The 24,629-nt window shown below is 60.1% G+C and carries 24 protein-coding genes and 2 pseudogenes; 15 read left to right on the forward strand and 11 right to left on the reverse strand.

The window, feature by feature from the left end; translation table 11 throughout:
• Positions 1–151: 151 nt before the first annotated feature.
• From AMK02_RS25775 to AMK02_RS25835, 14 genes and pseudogenes are all read left to right on the forward strand, one after another.
• The gene (locus AMK02_RS25775) at positions 152–1,078 is read left to right on the forward strand and encodes a carbohydrate ABC transporter permease (RefSeq protein WP_064807391.1); all 927 of its coding nucleotides are present in this window, start codon (positions 152–154) and stop codon (positions 1,076–1,078) included.
• Positions 1,079–1,174: 96 nt separating this feature from the next.
• Positions 1,175–2,074 (forward strand): carbohydrate ABC transporter permease, encoded by a 900-nt coding sequence (locus tag AMK02_RS25780; RefSeq protein WP_064807393.1) that lies wholly within the window; start codon positions 1,175–1,177, stop codon positions 2,072–2,074.
• Positions 2,075–2,216: 142 nt separating this feature from the next.
• Positions 2,217–3,101 carry a dihydrodipicolinate synthase family protein gene (locus AMK02_RS25785; RefSeq protein ID WP_064807955.1) on the forward strand — a complete coding sequence of 295 codons (885 nt, stop codon included), beginning with the start codon at positions 2,217–2,219 and terminating at the stop codon, positions 3,099–3,101.
• Between the two features lie 7 nt (positions 3,102–3,108).
• Entirely contained in the window at positions 3,109–3,786 is a 678-nt protein-coding gene (locus tag AMK02_RS25790; RefSeq protein ID WP_189637040.1) for a GntR family transcriptional regulator, read from the forward strand.
• Positions 3,787–3,840: 54 nt separating this feature from the next.
• Complete coding sequence (locus AMK02_RS25795; protein WP_064807397.1) at positions 3,841–5,169, forward strand: ABC transporter substrate-binding protein; 1,329 nt, start codon at positions 3,841–3,843, stop codon at positions 5,167–5,169.
• Positions 5,169–6,107, forward strand: coding sequence for a carbohydrate ABC transporter permease (locus AMK02_RS25800; RefSeq protein WP_064807399.1), 939 nt, complete (start codon positions 5,169–5,171; stop codon positions 6,105–6,107). The genes AMK02_RS25795 and AMK02_RS25800 overlap by 1 nt, the downstream gene beginning before the upstream one ends.
• The gene (locus AMK02_RS25805) at positions 6,107–6,922 is read left to right on the forward strand and encodes a carbohydrate ABC transporter permease (protein WP_064807400.1); all 816 of its coding nucleotides are present in this window, start codon (positions 6,107–6,109) and stop codon (positions 6,920–6,922) included. Before AMK02_RS25800 ends, AMK02_RS25805 begins: the two co-directional genes overlap by 1 nt.
• A 19-nt stretch (positions 6,923–6,941) precedes the next feature.
• The gene (locus AMK02_RS25810; protein WP_064807402.1) at positions 6,942–7,928 is read left to right on the forward strand and encodes a sugar kinase; all 987 of its coding nucleotides are present in this window, start codon (positions 6,942–6,944) and stop codon (positions 7,926–7,928) included.
• Between the two features lie 12 nt (positions 7,929–7,940).
• A pseudogene (locus tag AMK02_RS30855) lies at positions 7,941–8,126 on the forward strand (transposase); the annotation flags it as partial.
• A 309-nt stretch (positions 8,127–8,435) separates the two neighbouring features.
• Positions 8,436–9,151, forward strand: a pseudogene (locus tag AMK02_RS25815) (SDR family oxidoreductase).
• Between the two features lie 8 nt (positions 9,152–9,159).
• Positions 9,160–11,034 (forward strand): glycoside hydrolase family 15 protein, encoded by a 1,875-nt coding sequence (locus AMK02_RS25820; RefSeq protein ID WP_064807404.1) that lies wholly within the window; start codon positions 9,160–9,162, stop codon positions 11,032–11,034.
• Between the two features lie 73 nt (positions 11,035–11,107).
• A complete protein-coding gene (locus AMK02_RS25825; RefSeq protein WP_064807406.1) occupies positions 11,108–11,347 on the forward strand; it encodes a type II toxin-antitoxin system ParD family antitoxin in 240 nt (79 codons plus the stop codon).
• Positions 11,344–11,676, forward strand: coding sequence for a type II toxin-antitoxin system RelE/ParE family toxin (locus tag AMK02_RS25830; RefSeq protein ID WP_064807408.1), 333 nt, complete (start codon positions 11,344–11,346; stop codon positions 11,674–11,676). Before AMK02_RS25825 ends, AMK02_RS25830 begins: the two co-directional genes overlap by 4 nt.
• Before the next feature lie 434 nt (positions 11,677–12,110).
• Positions 12,111–12,773 carry a ZinT family metal-binding protein gene (locus AMK02_RS25835; RefSeq protein WP_064807410.1) on the forward strand — a complete coding sequence of 221 codons (663 nt, stop codon included), beginning with the start codon at positions 12,111–12,113 and terminating at the stop codon, positions 12,771–12,773.
• 181 nt (positions 12,774–12,954) lie between these two features.
• Here AMK02_RS25835 and AMK02_RS25840 read toward each other — a convergent pair whose 3' ends face one another.
• The 11 genes from AMK02_RS25840 to AMK02_RS25890 all read right to left on the reverse strand — a co-directional run bounded on the left by AMK02_RS25840 (position 12,955) and on the right by AMK02_RS25890 (position 23,371).
• Positions 12,955–13,710: an amino acid ABC transporter ATP-binding protein gene (locus AMK02_RS25840; protein WP_064807412.1), complete on the reverse strand. Its 756-nt coding sequence runs from the start codon at positions 13,708–13,710 to the stop codon at positions 12,955–12,957.
• Complete coding sequence (locus AMK02_RS25845) at positions 13,688–14,347, reverse strand: amino acid ABC transporter permease (RefSeq protein ID WP_064807414.1); 660 nt, start codon at positions 14,345–14,347, stop codon at positions 13,688–13,690. Before AMK02_RS25845 ends, AMK02_RS25840 begins: the two co-directional genes overlap by 23 nt.
• The gene (locus AMK02_RS25850) at positions 14,344–15,015 is read right to left on the reverse strand and encodes an amino acid ABC transporter permease (protein ID WP_064807415.1); all 672 of its coding nucleotides are present in this window, start codon (positions 15,013–15,015) and stop codon (positions 14,344–14,346) included. The genes AMK02_RS25845 and AMK02_RS25850 overlap by 4 nt, the downstream gene beginning before the upstream one ends.
• A 75-nt stretch (positions 15,016–15,090) precedes the next feature.
• Positions 15,091–15,876, reverse strand: coding sequence for a transporter substrate-binding domain-containing protein (locus tag AMK02_RS25855; protein ID WP_064807417.1), 786 nt, complete (start codon positions 15,874–15,876; stop codon positions 15,091–15,093).
• 4 nt (positions 15,877–15,880) lie between these two features.
• Positions 15,881–16,630: a GntR family transcriptional regulator gene (locus AMK02_RS25860; protein WP_064807419.1), complete on the reverse strand. Its 750-nt coding sequence runs from the start codon at positions 16,628–16,630 to the stop codon at positions 15,881–15,883.
• Positions 16,631–16,857: 227 nt separating this feature from the next.
• On the reverse strand, positions 16,858–17,628 hold the full coding sequence (locus AMK02_RS25865; protein WP_064807421.1) for an amino acid ABC transporter ATP-binding protein: 771 nt from the start codon (positions 17,626–17,628) through the stop codon (positions 16,858–16,860).
• Positions 17,629–17,639: 11 nt separating this feature from the next.
• Complete coding sequence (locus AMK02_RS25870) at positions 17,640–18,299, reverse strand: amino acid ABC transporter permease (protein ID WP_011428473.1); 660 nt, start codon at positions 18,297–18,299, stop codon at positions 17,640–17,642.
• A gap of 5 nt (positions 18,300–18,304) precedes the next feature.
• Positions 18,305–18,967, reverse strand: a complete 663-nt coding sequence (locus AMK02_RS25875) for an amino acid ABC transporter permease (RefSeq protein ID WP_064807422.1) — start codon at positions 18,965–18,967, stop codon at positions 18,305–18,307.
• Positions 18,968–19,131: 164 nt separating this feature from the next.
• Complete coding sequence (locus AMK02_RS25880) at positions 19,132–19,971, reverse strand: transporter substrate-binding domain-containing protein (protein ID WP_064807424.1); 840 nt, start codon at positions 19,969–19,971, stop codon at positions 19,132–19,134.
• 357 nt (positions 19,972–20,328) lie between these two features.
• Positions 20,329–22,512 carry a DUF1217 domain-containing protein gene (locus AMK02_RS25885; RefSeq protein ID WP_064807425.1) on the reverse strand — a complete coding sequence of 728 codons (2,184 nt, stop codon included), beginning with the start codon at positions 22,510–22,512 and terminating at the stop codon, positions 20,329–20,331.
• A gap of 211 nt (positions 22,513–22,723) precedes the next feature.
• Positions 22,724–23,371 carry a TetR/AcrR family transcriptional regulator gene (locus AMK02_RS25890; RefSeq protein WP_064807427.1) on the reverse strand — a complete coding sequence of 216 codons (648 nt, stop codon included), beginning with the start codon at positions 23,369–23,371 and terminating at the stop codon, positions 22,724–22,726.
• Positions 23,372–23,534: 163 nt separating this feature from the next.
• Here AMK02_RS25890 and AMK02_RS25895 point away from each other — a divergent pair, with 163 nt between their 5' ends.
• Entirely contained in the window at positions 23,535–24,404 is an 870-nt protein-coding gene (locus AMK02_RS25895) for an EF-hand domain-containing protein (protein WP_064807429.1), read from the forward strand.
• The last annotated feature ends 225 nt before the right edge of the window (positions 24,405–24,629 follow it).

Below are 24,629 nucleotides of genomic sequence, written 5' to 3' on the forward strand. Positions count from 1 at the left end.
CGGCATGCCGCAGGCCTCTAAAGCGCGTCACATCAGATTTGATCCATGCGCCGCGCTTTAGTTCCTTGTTTTTATGCATGTCGTAGTCCCGGAACCGCTGCACACTTCCGGGCGACATGCGTCAGGACTGAATTCAATCTGGAGACAAGCAATGTCGACCTTGAAATCCGGGGATACGCGCGGCCCCTCGCTGATGCAGAACAACAATGTGCTCGGCTTCCTGTTCATGCTGCCGGCCGCCGTGTTCCTTGTCTGCTTCCTCACCTATCCCCTGGGGCTCGGCGTCTGGCTTGGCTTTACCGACACGCGGATCGGCCGGGATGGCATCTTCATCGGCCTGGAGAACTATGAGTTCCTGGCCGATGACGCCGTTTTCTGGCTGTCGGTCTTCAACACCATCCTTTACACGGTCATCGCCTCGGCTCTGAAATTCGCGCTCGGCCTCTGGCTGGCACTGCTCCTGAACCAGCACCTTCCATTCAAATCCTTCTTTCGGGCGATCGTGCTGTTGCCCTGGGTGGTGCCGACGGTGCTTTCGGCGCTGGCCTTCTGGTGGATTTACGATTCCCAGTTCTCGATCATCTCCTGGTCGCTGATGAAGCTCGGGCTGATCAGCGCGCCAATCAACTTCCTCGGTGATCCCACAAATGCGCGGATATCGGTCATCGTCGCCAATGTCTGGCGCGGCATCCCCTTCGTGGCGATCTCGCTGCTTGCCGGCCTGCAGACCATTCCGGCTTCGCTGCAGGAGGCGGCCTCGCTCGACGGCGCGACGAGCTGGCAGCGCTTCCGCTATGTGACGCTGCCGATGCTGACGCCGATCATCGCGGTCGTCATGACCTTCTCGGTGCTCTTCACCTTCACGGATTTCCAGCTGATCTACGTGCTGACCAAGGGCGGACCGGTCAACGCCACGCATCTGATGGCCACACTCTCCTTCCAGCGCGGCATTCCGGGCGGCCAGCTCGGTGAGGGGGCGGCCATCGCGGTCGCCATGATACCCTTCCTGCTCGGTGCCATCATGTTCAGCTTCTTCGGCCTGCAACGCCGCAAATGGCAGCAGGGCGGCCAGGACTAGTGTATTTCCACGGAAATACTCTATCTCTTTGTTTTTACGCATTCCGGACGCAAAACCGCTACGCACTTTTGCTGGAATTGCTCTAAGGGGGAAAAAATGTCGACCAATCTCAAAACGGCCGATGAGGTCCTGACCGACAATGCCGAGGGCATGAGCTATCTGAACCGCCTGCCGCGGCGCGTAGTGATGCTCTACCTGCCGATGGCGGTCTTCGTCTTCGTTCTGCTTTTTCCCTTTTACTGGATGGCGATCACCGCCGTGAAGCCGAACGAACAGTTGACCGACTACAACAATTACAGCCCCTTCTGGGTGGTCGGGCCGACGCTCGACCACATCAAATACCTGTTCCTCGAGACGTCCTATCCCGGCTGGCTGTGGAACACGATGCTGGTGGCCGTTGGGTCGACGGCGCTGTCGCTGGCGGCCTCGGTGTTCGGCGCTTATGCGATCGAGCGCATCCGCTTCACCGGCTCGCGGCAGATCGGCCTCGTCATCTTCCTCGCCTATCTCATTCCGCCGTCGATCCTCTTCATCCCGCTCGCCTTCATCGTCTTCAAGCTCGGGATCTACGACTCGCGCCTGGCGCTGATCTTCACCTATCCCACGTTCCTCATCCCGTTTTGCACCTGGCTGCTGATGGGCTATTTCCGCTCGATCCCGTTCGAGCTCGAGGAAAGCGCGCTGGTGGACGGCGCCAACCGCTGGCAGATCCTGGTCAAGATCATCCTGCCGCTTGCGGTGCCGGGCCTGATCTCCGCCGGCATCTTCGCCTTCACGCTCTCATGGAACGAATTCATCTATGCGCTGACCTTCATCCAGTCCTCGGAGAACAAGACCATTCCGGTCGGCGTCCTCACGGAACTGGTCCGCGGCGACGTCTTCGAATGGGGATCGCTGATGGCGGGCGCGCTGTTCGGCTCGCTGCCTGTCGTGATCCTGTATTCCTTCTTCGTCGACTACTACGTCTCCTCGATGACGGGCGCGGTGAAGGAGTAGTCTCGTAAATCGGGCCGGCCGCGGAACGTTTGGAAACCTCGGTCGTCGAGAAGAATCTGCTAAAAGACGCGACCGAACGTCACCCCTTTACAACTAACATGTCAGCCTGCTACATCTGACCCGTTAGCTGGGAGGAATGAAGTTGACATCAAGATTCGGGCTTTCCGTCGCTCTCGCCACGCCGTTCGACGGCGATGGCAATATTGCGATCGAGGCGATGATCGCGCAGGCGCGGCGCAGTCTTGCGGCCGGATGCTCCAGCGTGACGCTGTTCGGGACGACGGGCGAGGGTTCCTCCATCGGGAATGGCGAACGGGAACGCGTGCTGGCCGCGTTTCTCGATGCCGGTATTGCGCCTGGCAACATTATCGTCGGCGTGCTGGTCGATGCCGCAGAGGATGCGGCGATGCAGGCCGGTCAGGCTCTGTCCAGGGGCGCCCGCAACATCCTTCTTGCCCCGCCGTCCTATTTCAAAAACGTCAGTGACGACGGCGTCTTTCAGTGGTTTTCCGCCGTATTCGCCCTGTTAGGGGACAAAGCACGCGACATTATCGTCTATAATCTTCCGTCGGTCACCATGGTGCCGCTGAGCGTGTCGCTGATCGGCCGGCTGCGGACCGCCTTTCCGCATATCGTCACAGGCGTCAAGGATTCCTCCGGCGACTGGCCCTACACCGAAGCGCTTCTCGAAGCGCATAGTGATCTCATCATCCTGGTCGGCGACGAGCGGCACCTCGCAAGGGCCGTGCGGCTCGGCGGTCAGGGCGCGATCTCGGGCATGGCGAATTTCGTGCCCCGCGAACTCAGGCCGATGGCCGAGGAGGGCAGGGACGATAACCGCGTTGCCGATTTCGTTCTCGAATTGCTGAAACATCCTGTCGTTCCGGCCGTGAAGGCGATGGTCGCGCGCACGACGTCGGAGGAGACATGGATCGCGGTCCGTCCGCCGCTTACTTCGGTATCCGGCGAAGCGCGGGCGCAGCTCGCTCTGGCATTCGATAATCTTTTCCGCTCGAAAGCCGCATAGGTCGGGCATGTTTCTGGAGAAGGCGATGGACGGAACGGAGGAGCAGCCGACACTGCGGGAAAAGGCGTATGCGAGCTTCACGCGCCACCTCCTTGCACGTGACGTGCGTCCCGGCCAGTTCGTGTCTCAGCGCCGCCTCGTGGAGCTGACGGGACTGCCGCTCGGTGCCATCCGCGAACTCATCCCCAGGCTTGAAGCCGAAGGGCTGATCAAGACCGTGCCGCAGCGGGGGTTGCAGATCGCTCATATCGATCTCAACCTCATCCGCGAGGCCTTCCAGCTGCGCGTGTTCCTGGAGAAGGAAGCCGTGGCCCTCTTCACCCGGTCCGCGTCGGACGAAACGATCGCAAAGCTCGTGAAACAGCACCGGGATATCGCCGACGCCATCCGCAGCGGCGACGGATCGCACGAGTTGGAGCTGCGCGCGCAGGCTGTCGACTGGGGCATGCATGATGCCTTTATCGACGCCCTTGGCAATACTATCATTTCGAACGCCTACCGCGTGAACTCGATCAAGATGCGCCTGATCAGCCAGGACCGCTTTCGCATCGACGGTCACGTCGGGCCTGTGATGGGCGAGCACCTGAAGGTGCTCGAGGCGATTGAACGCCGTTCGGCGGAGGACGCCGTCAACAGCCTTGTCGCACACATCAACGGTGCAAGGGATCGTGCGCTGAGGATATGATCGAGAATGAACAACCGGAGATGAGGAGATCACCGGCAAAAGGAGGAGGATTACATGTCATCATTCTTCAACCCGACGAGGCGCGGCTTTCTGGCCGGCACGGCTGCTCTTGGGGCCAGCAGCATGCTCGGCATGCGGCCGGCCGCCGCCGCGGTCGACTGGAAGCGCTTTGCCGGCACCACGCTTGAGGTCAATCTGGTCAAGAGCCCGCGCAGCGAAATCCTGACCAAGTACCTGTCCGAGTTCGAGGAACTCACCGGCATCAAGGTCAATGCCGAGGCAACACCCGAACAGCAGCAGCGCCAGAAGACGACGATCGAGCTGAGCTCCGGAAAACCGAGCTTCGACGTCGTGCACCTGAGCTACCACGTCCAGAAGCGGCAGTTCGAGAAAGGCGGCTGGCTTGCCGATATCAGCGGCTTCCTCAAGGACGCTTCGCTGACCGATCCCTCCTTGGTGGAAAGCGATTTCGCCGAAGCAGGCCTCGCTTTCGCCAAGGATGCCGACGGCGTTCTCCGTTCGCTGCCTTTCTCGGTCGATTACTGGATCATCTACTGGAACAAGGCGCTATTCGAGAAGAAGGGGCTTGCCTACCCCACCAGCTTCGAAGAACTCGCAAGTGCTGCAGAGGCGCTGACCGATCCCTCGACCAATACCTACGGTTTCGTCGCCCGCGGCCTGAAGAACGCCAACACGCCGGTCTGGACGACGTTGCTGCTTGGCTACGGCTCGAGCCCGCTCGGCCCGGACGGCAAGCTGCGCACGACATCGCAGGAAGCGATCGACGCGGCCAAACTTTATCAGAGGCTGATGACCAAGACCGCTCCTCCCGGCGTTTCCGGCTTCAACTGGGCCGAGGCGCAGTCGGCCTTCCTGCAGGGCAAGATCGGCATGTGGCTGGATGGCGTCGGCTTCGCCCCGCCGATCGAAAATCCGGAAAAGTCGCGCGTCGTCGGCCAGGTCGGTTACGGCGTCATGCCGAAAGGACCGAAGGCGCAGGCCGCGGGCACCTTCGGCGACGGCCTCGGCGTCGTCGCGGCAAGCCAGAAGAAGGAAGCCGCCTACCTGTTTTGCCAATGGGCGATTTCGCACGACATGGGCGCACGCCTGCTGCAGGCCGGCGCCGGCGTTCCGTTCCGCCAGTCCGTCCTTGAGGACGCCAAGGTCCGCGAAGGCGTCAAGATGCCAGGCACATGGCTGGATGCAGTTGCCGGCTCCGGCAAGATCTCGCAACTCGCCCTGCCGGTCATCATTCCGGTCACCGAGTTCCGCGACATCTATGGCGTCGGTCTCACCAACATGATCGGCGGCGCCGATCCTGAAACCGAACTGAAGACGGCGACGGCACAGTTCGAACCCGTCCTGGCGAAAAGCGAGGGATAATGGCCTCGGCAGGCATCGAAACGGCCGCTATGGCCAAGGCGTCGAAAGGAAGGAGCAAACCGGATCGGTTTGCTCCCAACTACTGGCCCTTCGTCATCCCGGCGCTCATTGTCATCTCAGCCGTCATCGTCTTTCCATGGGTGTTTACGGTGTGGATGAGCGTCAACAGCTGGACGCTCGGCCAGTCGCAGGTCTTTGCCGGGCTCGACAATTATATCAGACTCGCCACCGACATGCGCTTCTGGGAGTCGCTGTGGCATACGGTGCTCTATACCGCGCTCTCCGTGCTGGTTCCCCTTTTTCTGGGGACGCTCGCCGCGCTGATCTTCGATGCCCGATTCCCGCTGCGCGGCCTCATACGAGGCATATTCGTGATGCCGATGATGGCGACCCCCGTCGCCATCGCGCTCGTCTGGACGATGATGTATCATCCGCAGCTCGGTGTGCTCAACTATCTCCTCTCCTTCGTCGGCATCGGCCCGCAGGAGTGGATCTACAATCAGCGCAGCGTCATTCCCTCGCTGGTCCTGGTCGAAAGCTGGCAGTGGACGCCGCTCGTCATGCTGATCGTGCTCGGCGGCCTGGCGGCGGTTCCGCGCGAACCTTATGAAAGCGCTGAGATCGACGGCGCCAATGTCTGGCAGAAATTCCGCTATCTGACGCTGCCGATGATCGCGCCCTTCCTGATGATCGCCGTGATCATCCGCAGCATCGATGCGGTGAAGAGCTTCGACATCATCTATGCCATGACCCAGGGCGGCCCCGGCACGGCATCGGAAACGATCAACATCTATCTCTACAACACCGCCTTCGCCTATTACGATATCGGCTATGGCTCAGCCATGGCGGTCGTCTTCTTCATCCTCATCGTGCTGCTCTCCTTCGTCCTGATGATGATCCGGCAGCGCGTCAACTGGTCCGACGGGGAGGCACGCTGATGAAGCGCAAGACGCTCGATCGCATCGGACTGCTGTTCGTCGCGCTGGTGATGATCTCGCCGGTCGTGCTGTTTTTCCTCTGGATGATCTCGCTGTCGCTGAAATATGAAATCGACAACGGCGCCTATCCGCCGATCTTCATCCCGGAGCGTTTCGCCTGGTCAAACTATGTGAAGGTCTTCGAGGAGAACAATTTCTTCCTTTATCTCTGGAATTCGCTGCTGGTGACCGGCAGCGCCACGATTCTGGCGCTTTTGATCGGCGTGCCGGCCGGATACGGAATCGCGCGTCTGAAGGCGGAGAAATCTGCGATGGTCATCATGATCGCGCGCATGACGCCCGGCCTGTCGTTCCTGATCCCGCTCTTCCTGTTGTTCCAGTGGCTGAATCTGCTCGGCACGCTCATGCCGCAGATCATCATCCATCTCGTCGTCACCGTGCCGATCGTCGTGTGGATCATGATCGGCTATTTCGAGACGACGCCGATGGAACTGGAAGAGGCTGCGAGCATCGACGGCGCCACGCCCTGGCAGGTTTTCCGCCTGGTCGCCCTGCCGATCGCGAGGCCCGGCATCGTCGTCGCCTTCATCCTGTCGGTGATCTTCTCCTGGAACAACTTCGTCTTCGGCATCGTGCTCGCCAGCCGCGAGACGCGCACGCTGCCGGTCGCCGTCTACAATATGCTGTCCTTCGAACAGGTGAGTTGGGGGCCGCTCGCGGCAGCCGCGCTGATCGTCACCTTGCCGGTGCTGATCTTGACCGTCTTTGCGCAACGACAGATCGTCGCCGGGCTGACGGCCGGGGCCGTCAAGTGAGCAGGTGAGGCGACCGCTAATGAGTTCCTCTGCCTTCGGCCCGCCGCCGGGTCCGCCACGCCGCGTGCTTTGCATCGGCGCGGCGGTGCTCGACACCCTGTTCCGGGTGCGCTCATTGCCATCGGGCCAGGGCAAGATCTTGCCCTATGAGATGCTGCAGGTCGCCGAAGGCATGGCGTCAAGCGCGGCATTCGCCGTCGCCCGGCTTGGCGGCCATGCCAGCCTCTGGGGCGCGGTCGGCGACGACGCCACCGGCGAACGGATCATTTCCGACCTCGGCGACAGCGGCATAGACACGAGCGGCATGACGGTTGTGCAGGGCGCCCGCTCGGCCGTCTCGACGATCCTCATCGATGATGAGGGCGAACGCCTGATTGTGCCTTTCTACGACGAGAGGCTCCACGATACGGTCAGGTTGGTCACCGAGCAGGAGATGTCTGCTTTCGATGCGGTGCTTGTCGATGTCCGATGGCCGAAGCTTGCACTGCGGGTGTTGATCGCAGCTGGCAAGGCCGGCAAACCGGCCATACTCGACGGCGACGTTGCCGGCGAGGGGGTCATCGAGATGCTGGCGCCGGCCGCCAGCCACATCGTGTTTTCGCAGCCCGCGGCCGAGCGGCTTGCCGGGACGGCGGATCTCGTCGAGACCGTCGGCCTGCTGAAACGGAAATTCGAACATGCCTTCATCAGCGTCACTGCTGGCGAACATGGCTCCCTGTGGTTCGATGATCCAAGCGGCGACATCCGTCACCTTGCCGCGCCGAAGGTGAGAGCGATCGACACACTTGCAGCCGGCGACATCTTCCACGGCGCCTTCGCGCTGGCAATCGCGGAAGGCATGCCGATCGAAGAGACGATGCGACTGTCATCCATGGCGGCGGCTCTCAAATGCCAGGTGTTCGGCGGACGCATCGGCGCACCCACGCGGGCCGAGGCGTGCGATGCTCTACGGCATTGGAACGTCCGCGTTTCCCGGAAGATGAGCGATATCGAGTTCAATAGATGAGGCCGGACGTGGATTGCCGGCGCCCCGGAAGAAGCGCGCCTGGCGGCCTAGGCAAGCGGCGCGGCGGCCCGTGTCTTCCGTGACTTGCTGTGGTCGACGAAGGACAGCTGGTCACGCCGCCGGCGGGTCGTGGCCAAGGCCGAATGGACGACGGCGAAGGCCAATCCGCGCTTCATCGTCACCTCGCTTGCCGCAGAATGGTTCGTCGTATCATGCACGTCAGCCCGCAAGAAATGAGGGACTCTTTTGTAAAGGCCGGGAACTGCGGGGCAATGAGGCGTTTCAGTGGACGCCAGGTGCCTGATCGGCGGATCCCGTAGCGATTGCTCCCGTGTCGATTGGGAGCGAGCATCCTCATTGTCAGGAACAAGCGCTTCCCTTCGGCGTTAATGGTTGCGCTGCTTGGCGGCGCGCGTTCAATCGATTTCACCGGAAATCACAATGAATCTGGGGCTGGCAAACAAGCGCGTTCTCGTGACAGGAGGCAACTCTGGTCTCGGTGCTGCGATGTCGAAGGCATTCGCCGCGGAGGGCGCACGGGTCGCGATCAACTATCTGACCAACCCTGAGCAATCCGATAAGCTCGTTGACGAGGTCACCGCCGCCGGTGGTCAAGCTTCCCAGTGATGGCCGACATCAGGGATGCTGCAGCAGTCGAGGCGACGTTCCGTGCTATCGACGCCGCGTGGGGCGGCATCGATATTCTCGTTAACAACGCAGGAATCGACGGTAGCTATTCGCTTGGCTGGGAAGGTGATGTCGAAGCCTGGTGTAAGGTCATTGATGTGAACCTCAAGGGAACCTACCTGTGTACGCGCGAAGCGCTTAAGCGCATGGTCGCGCAGAGGTCCGGCGTCGTGCTCAACACCACCAGTGTCCATGAGGTCATCGGCTGGACCGGCTACAGCGCTTATACGGCCAGCAAGGCGGGCGTTTCGATGATGTCCAAATCGCTGGCACAGGAAGCGGCGCCGCATGGTGTGCGCGTGCTTTGCATCGCTCCGGGAGCGATCCGCACCCCGATCAATCAGGCAGTCTGGCAGGATGCCGAGGGCCACAAGGATTTGCTGACGAAAATCCCACTGCGGCGCATAGGCGAGCCGGAGGATGTCGCAAGTATGGCCATCATGCTTTCGTCGGAGGCCGCCCGCTACGTTACCGGGACGACGGTTTTCGTCGATGGCGGTATGACCGATTATCCTTCCTTTGCGCACGGTGGTTGAATAAGGACATGGTCAGGCGCATCGAAGATTACGGTCTGATCGGCAATATGCTGTCTGCAGCACTTGTGGGCAAGGACGGATCAATCGATTGGCTATGTCTCCCCCGCTTTGACTCGCCTGCCTGCTTCGCAGCGGTTCTCGGGACCCCTGACAACGGCCGTTGGCGGATCGCACCCGTCGGAAAGGGAGTAAAAACGAGCCGGCGCTACCTTCCCGACACCGCAATTCTTGAAACCCGGTTCGAGACGCCTACCGGTGCCGCTACCCTTACGGATTTCATGCCGATCAGCGAAACGGATCGGACACTCGACGTGATCCGCATCGTGACGGGTGTCTCCGGCACGGTCGAAATGGATATGGAACTTGTTCTGAGGTTCGAAAATGGCCAGGCAGTACCTTGGGTGCGGCGTAAGGATTATGGCTTGAGCGCGGTCGCGGGTCCTCACGCGATTGAACTGCACACTGCTTTGCCGATTGAAGGCCGCAACATGAAGACCTGCGCACGTTTCCGCGTGACTGAAGGTGAAAGCGTACCGCTGACATTGTCCTACCACGCTTCGAACGAGAAGCCGCACTTCGTCGCTGACCGCCGCGAGGTGCTGGGACGCACAGCAATCTGGTGGCGCGAATGGGTCAAGAGGGGGAGTTTTGAGGACATGCCGGACATTTGGCGCGAGCCGGTGGTCCGCTCGCTCATCACGCTCAAGATGCTGATCTACGCGCCGACGGGCGCCATCGTCGCCGCACCCACGACCTCGCTTCCCGAGAAGATCGGAGGCACGCGCAATTGGGACTATCGTTATTGCTGGCTGCGTGATTCCGCCTTGACGCTCTACGCGCTATTGAATTCAGGATATCGCAAGGAAGCGGAAGACTGGCGGCAATGGCTGCTTCGCGCAGTCGCCGGTTCTCCGGATCAACTCCAGATCATGTACGGGATCGGGGGCGAGCGCTGGCTGCCCGAGGTCGAGGTGCCGTGGCTGGAAGGATTTGAGAGAAGTACTCCGGTCAGGATCGGCAATAAGGCAGCTGAGCAGGTGCAAATCGACGTTTTTGGCGAGTTGATCGACACCCTCCATGCGGCACGCGATGCCGAACTTCAGCCGCGCGACGAGGCTTGGCGGCTGCAAAAGGTCCTGCTCCGTCATTTGGAAAGTGCATGGCATATTCCCGACCGCGGAATTTGGGAAGTGCGTGGTCCGGCGCGCTCGTTTACCCACTCTCGCTTGATGGCCTGGGTTGCTTTCGACCGAGCCGTCATCGGCGTCGAGAGATACGGGCTCGAAGGACCGATTGCCAAATGGCGTGAGCTGCGCCAGCAGATTCACGACGATATCTGCACTAACGGTTTCGATGCCGGAAAGAACAGTTTTGTCCAATATTACGGAGGGGATACAATCGATGCGAGCCTGCTACTGATGCCGCAACTCGGTTTCCTGGCGCCCGACGATCCGCGTATCATCGGCACGATCGCAGCGATCGAGCGGGATTTGTTGCAGACCGGGCTGGTCCTGCGCTACTCGACCGATGAGACCGACGACGGGGTCGGTGGCCGCGAAGGGGCATTTCTAGCCTGCAGCTTCTGGTTGGCTGACGCCTATGTCCTTGCTAACCGCGGGGATGACGCCCGGGAGTTGTTCGACCACTTGCTCGACCTCCGCAACGATCTCGGCTTGCTCGCGGAGGAATATAACGCCGCGACGAGCCGCCTGCTCGGCAATTTTCCCCAGGCCTTCTCGCACATCGGCCTGATCAATACGGCACATAATCTTGTTAGCGCTGGCGGACCGGCGCGGCAGCGCGCCCGGAAGACCGCGCCGAGCAAGCCAACCAAGGTTTCGGATCGTTCGTCCTCCCACTACCAAAACTCACCACTGCCCTAATCAAAATCAACGCGGCTGTGAGAGAAGCGGGCTAGACCTTGCCAAATTTTGCCATGCTGGCTATCCTGGTCCCATGAGCACTATGAATATCTCGCTGCCGGACAATCTGAAGCACTTCGTCGACCAGCAGGTCGCCGGTCGAGGATATGGCACGAGCAGCGAGTACGTGCGCGAACTGATCCGTCGCGACAAGGATCGGCAGCAGTTGCGGAATCTTCTGCTCGAGGGCGCGTCATCCGAGACGACCGAACCCATCGATACCAGCTATTTCGATAGCTTGCGCGAGCGCGCAACGAAACAAAGCTCCAAGTGACCGCGAAACCTATCGTCCCCCGCCACTCGGCTCGCGGGGATGTCGAGAATGCCGTGGACTATTACGCGCGCATGGCGGGAGCGCAGATAGCGGTAGGCTTCATCGATGCGCTGCAATCAACCTATACTTTGATCGCAGAGCATCCTGCATCGGGTTCACTGCGCTACGCATATGAACTCGGTCTGCCCGATCTGCGCTGCACGACGATCAAGGGATTTCCCTATGTGGTCTTCTATCTCGAGCGGGCCGACCACGTCGATGTGTGGCGGGTTCTGCACGCCAAGCAGGATATTCCGGCGTGGCTGCAGGATTCAGAAGCATCGGGTTAGCTCGGCGTTTTCGTGATAGGCCTCTTCTGCTAAGTTCCATAAGCTATCTTACGCCAGATTCGCCTGTAGCCGCAAAGTTAAAGTGTCCTGTTTCTGCAAAGTTAGAATGTCACTCTCTTCCCGTTTTTGATGACGGTGGAGATTGCGGATGGGATTGATAGCGATGAGCGAGCGCGATCTGCAGCGGATCGACGAGGAAAAGACGGCTCCTGCCTGTGATCCCGTCACTGGACCGTCCAAACACGCGCTCGCCGACCGCGCCTGGCGACGGGCGCCTCCTGAATTGACTTGGCGTCGTGCATGGTGGCCCAAGTGATGCGTCTCAGCGGTTTCCGCCTTGCGCTTGCCATCAAACCGCGCTAGTTCGTGTTTGTAATGTTATTACATCACATACTAGCACAAGCCGTGCCGGCCAATCGAAAGGGTTTCAGTGAATGAACAAGGCGATGACAACACTCAGCTACGCACTGGCTGTATCCGCAACATTGACTTTTGCAGGAATGGCAGGCGCTGAGACATCCTCGGGAAACAATCACAACCACAGCCATACCCACGATAAAAAGGGGTCGGTGTATGATGGGTATTTCGATGACGATCAGGTAAAGGCGCGTGAACTATCGGACTGGGAAGGCGACTGGCAGTCGGTCTACCCCTATCTTGTCGACGGAACCTTGGATCCGGTGATGGCCGACAAGGCGAAACATGGCGACAAGAACGCCGGGGAATATCGTGCCTACTACGAGACGGGATACAAGACCGACGTCGACCGGATCGTCATCAACGGAAAGAAGGTCACCTTTTTCCGCGGCAAGGACTCCGTGACCGGAGACTACGAGACGGATGGGCACGAAATCCTCACATACAAGAAAGGCAATCGAGGGGTTCGTTTCATCTTCAGGAAAAGCGCCGGTGATGACGCGGCACCTCAGTTCATCCAGTTCAGCGACCACATCGTCGCCCCCGAGAAGGCCGACCACTACCATCTATATTGGGGCAATGACCGCGCTGCGCTACTGAATGAGGTCACCAACTGGCCGACCTACTACCCCTCAAACCTGAGTGGGAAGCGGATCGCAGAGGAAATGCTGAGCCACTGAATTGAGCTTTTCGGGCTAGCTTGAAGCATTCTGCCGGAGCAGGTTTTCGCCAGGGCAAAGGCGATTGGCGAAGGCATATCCATTGGTACGTCCGAGCCGATCGCCTTTGATCCTGGCTAGAGATGCCCGGCATAGAGGCCGCACCGCTTCGTTGTGGCGAGCGATAAGGGCGTCCGGCATTCTAAAGTCTTGCAGATTTGCCGGGCAAATCTACGTTGACACCGAGAAACTGCCTGAGCTCGGCAGTCTGCGGATTGGCGAAGACATCCTCCGGCCGGCCTGATTCATGGACACGGCCCTGATGCATGAAAACGACGCGACTGCAGACGTCGCGGGCGAACTTCATCTCGTGCGTGACCATCAGCAGCGTCATCCCCTCGGCGGCAAGTTCGCGCACGACAGCCAGAACTTCGGCGACCAGTTCCGGATCGAGCGCCGAGGTAATCTCATCGCAGAGAAGGGCGCTCGGCTGCATGGCGAGCGCGCGGGCGATGGCGACGCGCTGCTGTTGCCCGCCCGAGAGCTCGTCCGGATAGGCGTCGAACCGGTGACCCAGCCCCACACGTTCCAGCATCCTGCGGGCGGTGGCCTCGGCTTCGGCCTTGGGTGTCTTTTTGACCACCGTCTGCGACAGCATGACATTGCCGCCGGCAGTCAGATGCGGGAAGAGATTGAATTGCTGAAAGATCATGCCGACCTTCAGACGCAGCGCCTTCAGATGGACTTCGTCATCGATGAGTTGCGCCCCCGCCACGGAGATGGAACCGCTGGTGATGGTCTCAAGACCATTGATGCAGCGAAGCAGGGTCGATTTGCCCGAACCGCTCTTGCCGATAATGGCGATGACCTCGCCAGGCTCGACATTCAGGTTGATGCCTTTCAGTACCTCGTTGGATCCGTAGCTCTTGCGGACGTCAGTGATTTCGATGAGCGACATTGAGCTTCCTCTCCAGGATCTGGCTGCTTTTCGACAAGGGCCAGCAAAGGGCGAAATAGATGAGCGCCACGAGCCCATAAACGGTGAAGGGCTGGAAGGTGGCGTTGGTGACCACGGTGCCGGCTTTCGACAACTCGACGAAGCCGATGATCGAGGTCAGCGCCGTGCCCTTGACGACCTGAACGGAGAAACCGACGGTCGGCGGTATGGCGATCCTCAGCGCCTGTGGAAGGATGACGTAGCGCATCTGCTGCAGACGGCGCATGCCGAGGCTGGCGGAGGCTTCCCATTGCCCCTTCGCAACCGCTTCGACGCAGCCTCGCCAGATCTCGGTGAGAAAGGCGGCGCTCCATAGGATCAGCGCCAATCCCGCAGCAAGCCAGGCCGGCACGTCTATTCCGAAGAGGCCGAGACCGAAAAAGGCGATGAAGAGCTGCATCAGCAGCGGCGTACCCTGGAAGAGCTCGATATAATATTTCGCAAATGCCCGGCCGGTCTTGCGCCTGCTGATGCGCAGGAACAGCAGGCCCAGGCCGACCAGACTGCCGCCGACGAACGAGACGAGCGAAAGAAGGATCGTCCAGCGGGTGGCGAGCAGCAGGTTGCGCAGGATGTCCCAGAGCGTGAACGTGATCATCGTGCTGCTCTCCTCGGGAAGATGAACCAGCCGATCAAGCCCAGAACCTGCCGGAGCAGGATCGCCAGCGCGAGATAGATTGATGTCGAGACGATGTAGGCCTCGAAGGCTCGGAAGGTTCGCGATTGGATGAAATTCGCGGCGAAGGTCAGATCCTCGGCGGCGATCTGCGATACGACCGCCGAGCCGAGCATGACGATGACCACTTGCGACGACAGCGCCGGCCAGATGCGCTGCAGCGAAGGCACGAGCACGACATGGCGGAAAGTCTCGAAGCGAGTCATGGCGAGGCTCTCGCCTGCCTCGAACTGGCCTTTCGGCGTTGCCTGGATGCCGGCGCGGATAATCTCGCAGCTATAGGCGCCGAGGTTGACGACCATGGCAAGGTTGGCGGCTGTCAATTCGGAAAGGTGGAGGCCGAGCGACGGCAGACCGAAAAAGATGAAGAAAAGCTGGATCAGGAACGGGGTGTTGCGGATCAGTTCCACATAGGCCGCAACGACCGGCTTCAGCCAGACCGAGCCGAGCGCCCGCACCCAGGCGCAGAGGATGCCGAGCGAAATACCGAGCACACCGCCGATCGCGATAAGCTCCAGGGTGATCAGCACGCCCTTGATGATTTCGGGATAATATTCAAGCAGCCAGCCGAATTCGAAATGGTAGCTCAAGGAATGTCCCCTCTTGCGGTGACGGAGCGCATGTCATCCCGCGGCCGCAGGAGACATGCGCGAGACCCGGTTTCCTTACAGATCGGACGGCAGATCGGCGCCGAGCCACTTCTGCGATATGGCGTTCAAGCTGCCATCGGCTTTGGCAGCTGTGACAATGCCGTTCACCTTCTCCAGAAGCGCTGACTGTTCCTTGTTGAGGCCGATGTAGCAGGGCGAGTTTTTGATCAGGAACTTCAGCTCAGGGCGCTTGGGAGGATTTTTGGCGAGGATCGCGGCCGCCACGACGTTGCCGGTGGCAATGATGTCGACCTGGCCGGACAGGAAGGCCGAGATGGTGCCGTTATTGTCCTCGTAACGCTTGATCGTCGCATCGGCCGGCGCGATCTTCGTCAGTTCGAGATCCTCCACGGCGCCGCGCGTGACGCCGATGCTCTTGCCCGCGAGATCTTCCGCCTTGGCGACCGAAAGATCGGCCGGACCGAACACGCCGTTGAAGAAGGGCGCGTAGGCGACCGAGAAATCGATCACCTTTTCGCGCTCCGGATTCTTGCCGAGGCTGGATATGACGAGGTCGACCTTGTTGGTCTGCAGATAGGGGACGCGGTTGGCGCTCGTGACCGGCACGAGTTCGGCTTTGACGCCCAGCTTTTCAGCAATGAGATTGGCCATATCGATATCGTAGCCCATCGGCGCCATATCGGTGCCGACGCTGCCGAAAGGCGGGAAATCCTGCGGGACTGCGACACGCAGCGTGCCGCGCGCCGTAATATTGGCGAGAGCATCGGCATGAGACGGCGAGTTGAAGCCGAAGGTCGCCGCGAGAGCCGCGATTGCGAAGAAGATCCGTCTTGTCAGCATGTGTTCATTGCTCCTTTGATGTTGTGATTTTTGGATCTGACGGCTGGAAGGTGGAGGACGCGGTCCTGGGCGGAAGCGACAAGGACTTGCGCAGATCCGAAAGAGGATCCGGCCGCGCCGTCAGGTCGAGGCCCAATTCCACTTCGTCAAGATGTTCGACGGAGAGCTCTGCAGCTCTGACGAAATCACCTGCCTGCATGGCCTCGAAAATACGGCAGTGCCCCTCATGGGACTGGGCCGCATGAAATTCGGATTGATAGAGCATCGAAATGAGGATCGTCCTCGCGGTCAGGTCGCGCATGATGTCGACGATGATCGTGTTCCCGCTCACTTCCGCGATGCGGATATGGAAATCGCCCATCAAATAAGTCAGCCGCTGGCGGTCGCCCGCCGCCATGGCATTCCTCTCCTCATTCAGATGGGCGTCGAGAGCCTTGCGTCCCTCCTCTGTCAGCACGGCCATGCTGCGCAGCAATCCGGCCTCGACGACACGCCTTGCCTCATAGACGGCGATCGCATCCTCAGCGGAGGGCTCGACGACGAACCAGCCGCGCCGGGGGCTGACATGCACGATGCCGCGTGTCTCCAGACGCATCATTGCTTCACGGACGCGGGTTCGGGACACACCGAAGAGCGCCGCCAGCTGATTTTCGCCAAGACGCGTGCCCGGCCGAATCTTGGCAGAAAGGATCCCGGAGACGATCGTTGCCTCAATGGATTTCTGCGTGGTCTCGGATGTCTGGCTCTCTTGCATACAAGACAGGAAGCAAAGCCCGTGCCAAAAACCCCGCGCTCAGACTTTTCAAACCGTCCCGGATTTTTGGTGGAAAGTTTGCCTGCCGGGAATGCAGACTGAACGTAAATTGTGCAGCCGCTCCCCCTCCCCCGACATTGGCCCTGTAGCCGATGCCGCCGCTCAAGACCCCGCCCGACTTGAGGCGACGCCGGCGATCTGACGGGGGCGAGCCCGCCATCGCCTTTCTAGTTGAAGCTCGAGGTCTTGAGAAATTCCGCCAACCGTTCGGTCTTCGGACGCACGAACATTTCCTTCGGATCGCCCTCCTCGCAGATGACCCCCTGGTTCATGAAGATCACGCGGGACGAAACCTCGTAGGCGAAACGCATCTCATGAGTGACGAGCAGCATGGTCATGCCGTCGGCAGCAAGCCCCTTGATGACCTGCAGCACTTCGCCCACCAGTTCCGGGTCGAGCGCGGAGGTCACCTCGTCGAACAGCATCAATCGCGGCGACATGGCGATGGCGCGGGCAATTGCGACGCGCTGCTGCTGGCCGCCGGAGAGCTGTCCGGGATAATGGTTGGCGCGGGCGGCAAGGCCGACGCGGTCGAGCCATTTTTCGGCAATGATGCGGGCATCCGGCTTCGTCATCTTCTTCACCTTGACGAGGCCGAGCATGACGTTTTCGGCGGCACTCATATGCGGGAAGAGATTGAACTGCTGAAAAGCCATGCCGGTTAGGGCGCGCTGGCGCGCAATCTCCTTCTCGCTCTTGCGCCGCCGCGTCGCGCCGTCGACGTGATAGCCGATCTCCTCGCCGTCGAGGCTGATCGTGCCGCCCTGGAATTCCTCGAGCATGTTGACGCAGCGCAGCAAGGTGGTCTTGCCGGAGCCGGAGGAGCCGATGATGGAGATGACCTCGCCTTCCTGAACGGCGCAATCGACCCCCTTGAGAACTTCGTGGATACCGTAAGTCTTGCGCAGACCTTTGATGTCGAGAATGGTCTTGGCCATCGGAAGGCTCCTCAGGACGGCAGTGCGGTCTTGCGCTCGACATATTTGCCGAAGTGCTCGATGCCGTAGTTGACGATGAAATAGAGACCGCCGGCCAGAAAATAGAACTGGAGGCTCATGAAATTGCGGGAAATGATCTCCTGCGTGCGCAGGAGAAGCTCCGCGACGCCGATGACGGAGAGCAGCGTCGACGCCTTCACCATTTCGGCCGCCGTATTCACCCATGCCGGCAGACATTGGCGCATGGCCTGCGGCCACAGCACCGAGGTGAAGGTCTGGGCAAAGGTCAGGCCGATCGCCTTGGCGGCTTCGGTCTGGCCCTTCGGGATCGCCTGAAGCGCTCCGCGCACGATTTCGCCGACATGCGACGAGCAGAAGACGGCAAGCGCGAGCACGCCGGCGGAGAACGGTCCGAGATCGAGACCGACCGCGGCGGATACGTAATAGCTTGCCAGCACCAGCACGAGCACCGGCGTGCCGCGGATGATATCGGTATAGGCCCGCACGATCAGGCGCAAGACGATGCCGCCATAGACGAGCGCCAGACCGACGAAAACGCCGAGGACGGAGCCAGCGAGAATGGCCAGCAGCGAAATTGACACCGTCATCGCAATGCCGTTCATGATCACGTAGCGGGCGATCCAGAGCTGTTCGAGAAAAGTGTGAGACATCGGGTCTATCTCGGCAGGGCCAGACGGCGCTCGACGAGGCGCATCAAGGCGGCGATGAGGAAACAGGTCGCGACATAGAGGGCTGATGTAACCATCCATGTTTCGATGACGCGGAAGCTCTCGACATTGATCTTGCGGGCGGCAAAGGTCAGCTCGGGCACGGCGATGGCGGCGGCGAGCGAGGTGTCCTTGAAGAGCGAGATGATCGTCGAGGAGAGCGATGGCAGCACGTTGCGCAGCATCAGCGGTGCGATGATCGAGCTGCGGATCTGCATTGCCGTCAGGCCGATGGCGAGGCCGGCTTCCGTCAATCCTCTTGGAATCGACAGCAGTCCGGCGCGGAACACCTCGGCGAGATAGGCGCCGGAATAGAGCGAAAGAACCAGCACGAAGCTTTTCATCTTGTCGAGGCGCAAGCCCATCTGCGGCAGCGCGAAAAAGGCGAAAAGCACCAGGACGAGAATCGGCAGGTTGCGAATGACAGTGACATAGACGCGCGCCGGCACGAGCGCGAAGCGGCTCTTCGACGTCAGCGCGAAAGCCACGACAAGACCGATTGCGGCCCCGATCAGGATTGAGATCACGGCAAGGCCAAGGCTGAGGGCAAGTCCGCTTAAGAGAAAGTCGAAATTGCGCCAGACGGCAGCGAAATTCAGTGTGTAACCCATACGGGTCCTTTCAGACCGGAGCATGCCGCCGAATCTACGAGCGGCCCGGAAGACGTCATGCTCCAACCATTCGAGTCAGAAGTGGACTCAGATCTTAGCCCGACCTGGACCAGGATCATCCTATTCCAGCGGAGCGGGGAGCAAGTTCCCGCCCCGCATCGCGGTCACTTGTATTCGACGGGGAAGCCGATCTGCGGTGGCGCCAGATCCTTGCCGAACCAGGTCTTGAAGGATTTGGCATAGAAATCGAACTCGACACCGGTCATCGCTTCGTGAAGAGCGGTGTTGACGAAGTTCAGCCAGTCCTGATCACCGCGCTTGACGGCGCAGGCATAGGTCTGTGGGTTCCAGCCGTAGCCGGCGTCCTTGTAGCGGCCCGGGTTCTGCGTCATGTACCAGGCGAGCGACGACTGGTCCGTGGCGGCGGCATCGGCGCGCCCCGACTCCAGCGCCTGATAGATCAGGTCGACGGATTCGTACTGATCGACGGTCGCCTCCGGCAATGCGGCGTGCACCATAGCTTCGGCATAGACGTTCTGGAGAACCGAGATGGTGACCGAGGAGCCGGCAGCCTTCAGCGCGGCATAATCGGCATATTTTCCATCCGCCTTGAGCATCAGGCCGACGCCCTCACGATAATAGGGAATGGTGAAGGCGACCTGCTGGGCGCGTTCGCCCGTAACGGTCATGAACTGGCAGGTGATATCCACCTTATCGGTGGTGATGTTCGGAATGCGGGCGTCCGACGACTGGTTGACAAATTCGATCTTGTCCGGATCGCCGAACAGAGCTTTGGCGACGATATGGCCCATGTCGACATCGAAGCCCTGAAGCTTGTCGTCCGCGCTCTTGAAGTGCCAGGGCGCATTGGTGCTGCCCGTGCCGAGCACGAGATGGCCGCGGGCCAGCACTTCGTCGAGCTTGCTGCCGTCAGCCAGTGCAGGCGTGGACATGAGCGCGGCGGCGGCCAGCGACATCGCGCAGGTGCGAAAGGAAATGGTCATGGCGTTCCCCTTATGGATGGTTCCTGTATTCCAATATAATGGACGCATGTCTGTTTTACTGGAATAACGCATCAAGTGCCATCGGCGGTGAATTGTCAATGGGGCATGCCAAAAAAATGCGCAGCGGTGGGCATGACAGTTTTTTCGGCAGCGCAGCATTTTGCGGTTTTCGGTAACCCTCGCCAGCGGCGCCCTACATCGGGCGGCAGGGTATGTGGAAGCGGAAGCCTTTCAGGCCCCGCAATAGGTGCCATCGCCGCCAGTTCGACGTGCAGCGCGAATATTCACTGACCCCTTGATGGGTTTAGGCACGCGGTCTCTTTCGAAGAGGCGTTACCCGCCGGAGCAGTGACTTTCTCAGCCGCTTTTCAATTGCGCCATCGCAAGCAGCGTATCGGCGCTGATCGTCGCCGAGCCGGTCAGGATGGAAAGCGCTGTCGACGTGCCGCCGGTACCGTTGGCCATATCGTACATGGCGGTAAACCGCTTGATCAGGTCGTCGACCTTGTCCGGATCGGCGAGGTCCTTGATGTCGATGAAATTCTCGATCATCTCGGCCTGCTTGTCGACGTCCATATTCGAGACATAGCTGGACAGGTTGAAGCTCGTCGTGAAAAATTCGAACAGTGCGCTGTCGCCCAAAATGTCATAGGCACTCGAGATCTCCGGCGCCTTGCGTTCGAAATAGAGTGCAAGGCGCACGCCAGTGTTGCTGTCGCCCTGATCATCCTCGAGCGTCAGCCTGACATAGGCGTCGACCGTCTCTAGGACGTCGCCGCGCTGCTGCACCGTCCCAGTAGGATCAGCCGAGATATTGCCGTCCCGGTCAAAATTGAATGAGCCGACCAGTTCGGCGAAGCGGCTGTCTTCGAGCTTGTTGACGTAGCTGTCTTCGTCGTCGAGATCGGAGGAAAACATCTTCTCAAGGTCGTCCGACGTGACGTCCTCCGGATCCAAGCCCTTCGCCTCAAGCGCAAAGGCAACCAGCCGGTCGTCAGCGAGAAACTCGCTGGCAGAGGTGATCGTCGCCATCTGATCGCGGAAATACTCGATCTCCTCGTCCGCGGCGTCGGTCGCCTCGGTCAGCTCGTCGCCTTCGAGATAGCGGATCTTGTTCTGCTTGTAATAGGCGGCATAGTCGTCGACGACGGATTCCGACATCGCCTGCAGCGGGACGGTCACATCGCCTTCGCTGTCGAAATTGAAGGCATTGCGAAACGCCTCGAACCGATCGTCCTTCAGGCTGTTGACATAGCTCTTCGGATCGCTGGGGTCACTTTCGAGGATCTTCCGGACCTCGCTTTTCGAGACCTCGCCGGAGTTTATGCCAAATGCCCGCAGCGCCATCTCCCATAATTCAGGGAGATCGTCGTTGTCGTCATCGTCATCATCGCCGTTCGACACCAGGAAATCGTCGATCGAGGTGACGCTGGCAATGCGCGTCGTATAGTTGTCAACCGCATCTTCCGTGTCGGTATTGGCGATCAGCACCCGGTAGTTTTCATCGAAGGCCGCCGTGGTCGCGTCCGTCTGTTCCGACGTCTGGGCCGTGTCGCCGTCGGCAAGCGCGCCATCCTCATCGAAATTGAAGGCGTCGTGCAGGTCGGACAAGCCGATCGCGTCGGCGGTGTCGGCGCTTTTCAGGGCCGCGGAGATGAAGTTGTCTGTTTCGGTGTCGGAAAGACCGTAGGCCGTTCTGAGATAGGACACCAGCTTGTCGTCGCCCATTAATTGATCGACGGAGGTGATGTTTCCGATCTGTGCAGCGAAATAGCTATCATAAGCCTCCCCCGTCTCCGTGGAAGCAATCGTCGATGAGGCCACGGCATAAGCGCTTGTCACCAGCGACAGCTGGTCTTCCGACATCACCTCGCCGTCGACCGAACCGTCCTCGCTGAAATTGAAAGCCTTTGCCAGGCTGACATAGACATCGTCGTCGAGCTGGTTGACGAAACTCTCGGAGTCGTCGAGATCGCTCGTCAGAACATTCTTCAGAAAGCTGGTCGAGGTGTATTCGGTGCTGAGGCCGAAAGCCGTCAGCACATAATTCTTCAGCCGCGAACTCGACAGCAAATCGTCGACCGATGTCATCGAGGAGATATTCTCCTCGAAATAATGGGTCTCGTCCTCGATGTTCTCGGCCTCGGTATCGAAGGACTCTTCGTAAGCGTCGAGCAGGCTGTCCCGCTGCGCATCCGATTGCGCCGTCTTCGTCTCGCCGGAGAATTTGAAGGCAGCGGCGAATTCGGCATAACGACCGTCGCTCAAGCTGTTGGCAAAACTCGATGAATCGCTGAGGTCGCTCTCCAGCACCTTCTTCATGAAGGCCTTGGCATAGGTCATGTCTTCTAGGCCGTAGGCCTTCATGGCGTAGGAGTAGAGCTTGTAATCGCTCATGAATTCGTCGACGGTGGTGACCTTGTCGATGTTTTCCTTGTAATAGGCGCTGTCGCGGGCAACCGTTGCCTGGGACGCCACGCTGGAGAGACTGGCGTTGAGATTCCGCGCGACCGCGAGGTAGCTTACATAGGTTGAAACCAACGTCTGTCCCTTCCAATAGGCACGGCGGTACCGCGCGAAAGCCAGCCGGCAACCACGGGCGAACTTCTGATCTTTGCTGGGATATCGTCGCCGGTCATGGCGAGGCACAGCCACGTACATGTGGCCGAATCGACTTAATGGAACTCTATAGTTCTATAAATCATACAATCGGGAATTGGAAGCTTGAAATGGAGGGATCTCCACCACCAGTTCAAGCGGCGCCGACGCCGGCGGCGAAGATCGCGATGCAGCGGTGAAGATGGGCCAGCATCAGAGCCCGGGCGGGCCAAGCTTGCACGCGGCCTTCCGGCGGGCCCATGCCGCCAAAGATCATATCCATCAGCATGCGGGCGCCGCTCTCCGGATCATCCAGCGACAGCCTGCCTTCCGCCCGGCGATCGTTCAGCCAGTCGGCGAGATGCTGCCGGCTGGCGAGTATGCCTTCGCGCTGGAGAATGTCGATAAGCTCGGGAAACTGCGCGGCTTCGCGAAAGACGAGCTGCAGGAAACCGGCGCGTTCCGCATCCGTATCCTCGTCCATGTCGATCATGAAGATACGCTCGAGACTTTCCGCGATCGGAATATCTTCGGCAGGCCGCGGCAAGTCGAGCATCAGCCGCCGATGCGCGCCGACGACGGCGGCAAACAACTCTTCCTTGCTCTGAAACAGCTTGTAGAGCGTCTGCTTGGAAACACCCGCCTCCGAGGCGACGACTGCGGTCGTGCTTCCGGCATAGCCATATGTTACGAAAACGCGGCGGGCGACCTCGACGATATGCGTCCGCTTGTCTTCATCGCTGGAGACTTTAGGCCGGCCTCTTTTGCGCGGCTCATCTGCGGGCTCGTCGACGATATCCATGACGATCAGACCGCTTTGCCGACGCGCATGCCAGCGATCGCGAGAAGCAGCCTGTTATTTCTGAGGGATGATTTTTTCGGTTGTGGCATTAGTAATTTCGATTTAGAGAACTAATCAGTTCTGTAATGCGTTGCATCCCCACCCCTCAAGCGATGGAGCGCTTATGACGACCATTTCGGCCGCCATGTCAGTCTCTTCCTATTCGTATGGCAAGAGCTCGACATCCGCATCCCAGGATATCCTATCCTGTAGTACGGTTTCAGCGAAAAAATCAACCGCAAGGGGGCAGCTCGACGAAGACACGTCCAGCAGCGCCGACAAACTGATGGCCCAGCTGATGACGCTGGCAATGAACCGTTTCGACCAGTCCGGCTCCGCCGGCGAAGGGGACGGCGGCGCAGGCATGGATGTTGCTGATCTGGATACCGACGGCGACGGCTATGTGAGCAAGGCCGAGTTCGTCGCGGCCCGGCCGTCCGATGTCAGCGAGGATCAGGCAGGAACGCTGTTCGACAGCTTTGACAGCCAAGGCGCCGGTTCGCTGTCGGTCGATGCACTCGCCGAGGCGATGTCCGCCCAGCGGTCGGAACGTCCCGATGGCCCGCCCCCGCCGCCGCCGGGCGGCGATGATCAGCTGGCGTCCATGCTCTCCGATCTCGATACTGATGGCGACGGACTCGTCAGCAAGGCCGAATTCGTCGCAGGCCGTCCGTCCGATGTCAGCGAAGATCAGGCAGGAACGCTGTTCGACAGCTTTGACAGTGAGGGCGCAGGTTCGCTGTCGGTCGATGCGCTGACCGAGGCCATGTCCGCCCAGCAGTCGGAATGTCCCCAGGGACCGCCGCCGCCCGAGGACGAAGACCAGTTCGCCTCTCTGCTTTCCGATCTCGATACGAATGGAGATGAGGTGGTGAGCCTCGACGAATTCATGGCCGGCAAGCCTGACGATGTCACCGAAAGCCAGGCAAGCCAACTCTTCGATCTGCTCGACACCTCGGGCACCGGTTCATTGTCCACACAGTCCGCGGCCTGACGCCGGCAAGACATCGTCGCCGTTACGGTTTCTGGAGGACTGCAATGGCGACGGCCTGAAGCGGCCCGGCGGTTGAGCCGGCAGAGCCTTCGGCCGGGCCGCTTCTTATTATGCGAATGGTGCGCGGTATCAGGCGCACGATGTCACACGCTCGGATGAACCGACGCGACGAGAGCCATCACGGGGTCAGTCCAGACAATCAGATCATCGACCGGAGCCGGCTTA

The organism is Rhizobium sp. N731, assembly GCF_001664145.1.
GTDB lineage: Bacteria > Pseudomonadota > Alphaproteobacteria > Rhizobiales > Rhizobiaceae > Rhizobium > Rhizobium esperanzae.